Source organism: Phormidium sp. CCY1219, assembly GCF_035615515.1.
GTDB lineage: Bacteria > Cyanobacteriota > Cyanobacteriia > Cyanobacteriales > Laspinemataceae > CCY1219.
In genome coordinates, this window is the sequence record NZ_JAJENT010000863.1 from 1 (window position 1) to 4,241 (window position 4,241).

1 protein-coding gene is annotated in these 4,241 nt (G+C 44.1%); it reads left to right on the top strand.

Annotated features, from left to right (window positions below; translation table 11 throughout):
- The first annotated feature begins 197 nt into the window (after window positions 1-197).
- On the top strand, window positions 198-3,251 hold the full coding sequence (locus LKK83_RS28200) for an FkbM family methyltransferase (RefSeq protein ID WP_324634787.1): 3,054 nt from the start codon (window positions 198-200) through the stop codon (window positions 3,249-3,251).
- The last annotated feature ends 990 nt before the right edge of the window (window positions 3,252-4,241 follow it).

Here is a 4,241-nt window from a genome sequence, read left to right on the forward strand (position 1 = left end):
TCATTCTACCCCCTACCGCTTTTTTTGTCAACCGCTTCGGGCAACAATTTCGCGCGCATAGCCAAATGACTAATGACCAATGACAAATGACTAATGACAAATGACTAATGACTAATGACTAATGACTAATGACTAATGACTAATGACCACTCACACTAGAATGCTACAATAGCTGGCGATCGCCTGGAGTTAACCTGATGAAGTACGAAGCTTGTTCCCGACATTTACTCACCACATTTGCCACCATTTTAGATCCAAACCGCCAAGGGGCGGCGATCGAGATTGGTGTGGGAACGCAAGAGTATTATTTTGTCGATTTTGTGAAGCGGGGTTTTCCCACTCTGGCGGTAGAACCGATGCCGACGGATGATTTAGTACGGAGTTGTCAGCAGTTTCAGGTACCTTTAGAAGCAGCAGCGATTAGCGACAAAGATGGTCCGGTGACGCTTTATTTGGGCGAATATGAAGGCGATCGCAATATTAACTTGAATTCCTTAAATCCAGATTGGTGGGGAGTTACGACCCAGGGGAAAGAAAGACTGGATTTAGATATTGCTTCTCCAGGGTTGAGCGAAACATCTTCCCCCCGCGTGCAAGTACCTTCTTTCACCCTCAAATCTCTGCTGCAAAAATGGGGAATCGAACGAGTTTCTATTTTGAAGTTAGATACGGAAGGAAGTGAATTGGCAATTATTCAGGGATTGAGAGAAATTGCCCCAGCACAACTTCCGGATATCGTACAGTTTGAGTATGGTGGTGGTGGGTCTCGCCAAAGTCAGCAGGGCGGGTGGACAATGAAATATTTTAATAGCGCGATCGCCTCTTTAGAAATTCTGAAATCCCTCGGATATCAGTGGATTTTGCTGATTGACTGGCATTTGCCGGTGGTTAAATCATTTTCGATTGCAGAGATTGAGAATTTTGCCGAAATATTCCACCCGATTTCTCATGTGGGTAATGCAATTCTCTGCAAAAATGCCCAACTTGTCCAGCAGATTAATCTAGAACAACTCTGTCAACCTTATGTAGATTTTCCTCGCGAATTTGCCAAACATTTGGTGCAGTATGGATCGAATGAAGAAGTTCACAGTTTTAAATGGATATTGCCTTATGCGATTGTCCAGCAATATCGCCTGAAACGCCGCCCTTTGAGAGTGCTTGAGTATGGACCGGGGTGCAACAGCGAGCAATTTATTGCCTCGTTAATCTGCAAGCAAGTTGTTTCGATTGAAGATAATGAGGAGTGGTATCATACATTTGCCTCTGTGTGGGAAGCAGCGAGGGAAGAGATAGACATTGATTATCAACTCATTGACGTCACAAGTTATGAGGGAAAGGCATATTTCGAGGGACACTGTTGGACCGAGGAAGAAATTTTAAGCTATGTGGAATATCCGCTAAAGTACGGGAGGGGTTATTTTGATATTATTTTTATCGATGCCGGCGATCGCCAAGACGAAGTAACCATAAAAGGACGTACTTATTCCGGATGGCCTATTCGCAATTTAGCCTTAGAACTGGCGCATTCCTTATTAAGCGATAAAGGAGTGGCGATCCTACATGATGTTCCCGGTCCTTTCCCCGAAATGACTAGTGCTTTAGCAAGCAACATTCACCGCTTCAACTACACCCTTGCTGTTCCCGAATTTTGCACCACTGTCTTATCGGACACTTTAGACCTAAACCCCCTGGCAAATTCCCTTCGCAAGCTTTATTATCAGGTAAACCCTCAACCCTTCCCAGATACACAAGTAAAGCATTTCTCCACAGCAACCACCGATTACTCTTTAGGGAAATACTCTGCAAAAGCAGAGAACTCCGAAAATACACAATTGGCAACAATTTCTCGAATTACAATGTCCACTTTGGGGAGTAATGGGCGATTTGCCAATCAACTGTTTCAGTATGCATTTTTGAAACTCTACGCCAGCAAACATCACCTGCGCGTGGAAACTCCTGAGTGGATCGGACAGCGGTTATTTGGCCATCAAGACCCGCCGATTTCCCGGATTTTACCCGAAATTCGGGATAGAAGCAAGCAGATTGCTGAATCGCCGATTTTGAATGCTAAATCTCCACTCAAAGATGTGGATATTTGGGGTTATTTTCAGTTCCATACTCGCTACTATGCTTCACAGAAGGCAGCGTTTAAACGCCTGTTTCAGCCAATACCAGAAATTGAGTCTAAACTTACGCCAGCATTAAATCGCTTGCGCGCCCAAGGGAAAACAGTAGTCGGATTGCATATCCGTCGGAAAGACTATGGATTTTCCTACTTTTTCGTCACGCCGATTCAATGGTATAAGGAGTGGTTAAGTTCATTGTGGCAAACGCTGGAAAATCCTGTTTTGTTTGTCGCTAGCGATGATTTGGACAATGTAGTTTCTGAGTTTTCCGACTATCATCCCGTGACGGCGAACACTTTAGGGCTTAAATTGCCCGAAGCAGAGTTTTATCCGGATTTCTATCTGTTGACTCATTGCGATGTTGTCGGAATTTCCAACAGTACATTTTCGTTTGTAGCTTGCATGTTGAATGAAGATGGGAAACAGTTTTGGCGTCCGAATTTGGGCGCGCAAAAGCTAGTTCCTTTCAACCCGTGGGATAGCGAACCAATTTTGCGGGATAATAAGGTGGGAAATTGGACACCGATGAATTTATGTCCTCTGCGAAAACAAATCGCCGATCGCTGGTTGAATACCCGAAGCGATCGCCTGGAAATGACCTATCGCAGTGGTGTAGGTAATGACCATCGCATCTTACTGCAAATGGGCGTTCAAAATGAACCCGCTACTGACAGCGAAATCACTTTAATCGAGAAGTTAAATACTAATCTCGCTAAAGGGTTGTCCACTCCAGACAAAATTCGCTATCTGTTGGCGGCGATGCTATACTATCCAGCGCATCAGTTACCCTTTGATTATCAAGGAACTGCAATTCCCAAGTGGTTCTTTAAGGACTTCTGGCAATTTATGCTCTCTATTCCTCGTAGTTTCTCAAATGCAGAATCTGTCAACAACTATTTACTCTATCTTGAGGAATTATTCGATTACATCTATTTCCATATTTCTCGCTACCCCACTTCCCCAGTTTGGCGGTATGTGGCGCAGTATGTTGCAAAGTTCAATATCCTACATTCTCTGGGCGGTTTGGAGGAAAATATTGCGCCAATTGCAGCGAAACGCGCGGATATTATAGAATTCTCTTTAACCCTTGGAAGTCAGGCGATTGACAGGAGGGCGTTAAGGTGATTTAATGTCATTAGTCATTAGTCATTAATCATTGGTTGTTGCTTGTTGGTTGTTGATTGTTGGTAAAAGGAGTTAGCAAATCACTTTACGCCCTTACTCTACTCAACTTACGCCACTTAACTCGGATGTCAATCACCCCCGGTACTAACTTCCAACCAGCATTACTTCAATGAACCTACCAAAGATTATTTTTGTTGTTTGTCCTTAGTCATTGGTCATTTTTCCTGTGGTTAAATTGAGTGGTGAAAGAATTGGGGGTTGACAATCCCTGGGGCGATCGTCTAGAATGCAATAAAGTCGATCTGCCAAGCAGGACTTATGTGCAATGCATTGCTTGCATTTTGAGAAGAGAAACTATTCAATTGCGCTTCACCGACAAGATTAGTCCTTTCTCGTCAATCCACTAAGTTAACTAGGGCGATCGCCAACTAATTTCCAAGGTTGCTAACGTTACTCCCGTGGAACCTCAATCACCCCTGGCACTAACTCCCACTAGAATTAACTGGATGAACCACAAAAGACTATTTTTCCTCAATCTGCTGATTTGCTAATGTTGGGCGATCGAATAAGAATTGGGGGTTGACAATCCCTGGGGCGATCGCCTACAATGAATCCGATGGGCGAGGCAGGACTTGTGTGCAATGCACTGCTTGTTTGACGCTCGAGAGAAACTATTCAATTGCGCTTTAGAGAATATTCTCCTCCAAGACTCGATACCGATGTTGGGCAATCGCCGCAACTAATTTGCAAGGTGGCTAACGTTACTCCCGTAGTCATTAGTCATTGGTTGTTGGTTGATAGTCATTAGTCATGAGTGGTGGGTACTTCCACAAAGGACTAATCCCAAAGGACAGATGACTATTTTTCCGCAATCTGCTTATCTTCTCATGTTGAACCATCAAGCAAAAATTCTGGGTTGACAATCCCTGGGGCGATCGCCTACAATGAATCCGAGGGGCGAGGCAGGACTTATATGCAATGCACTGCTTG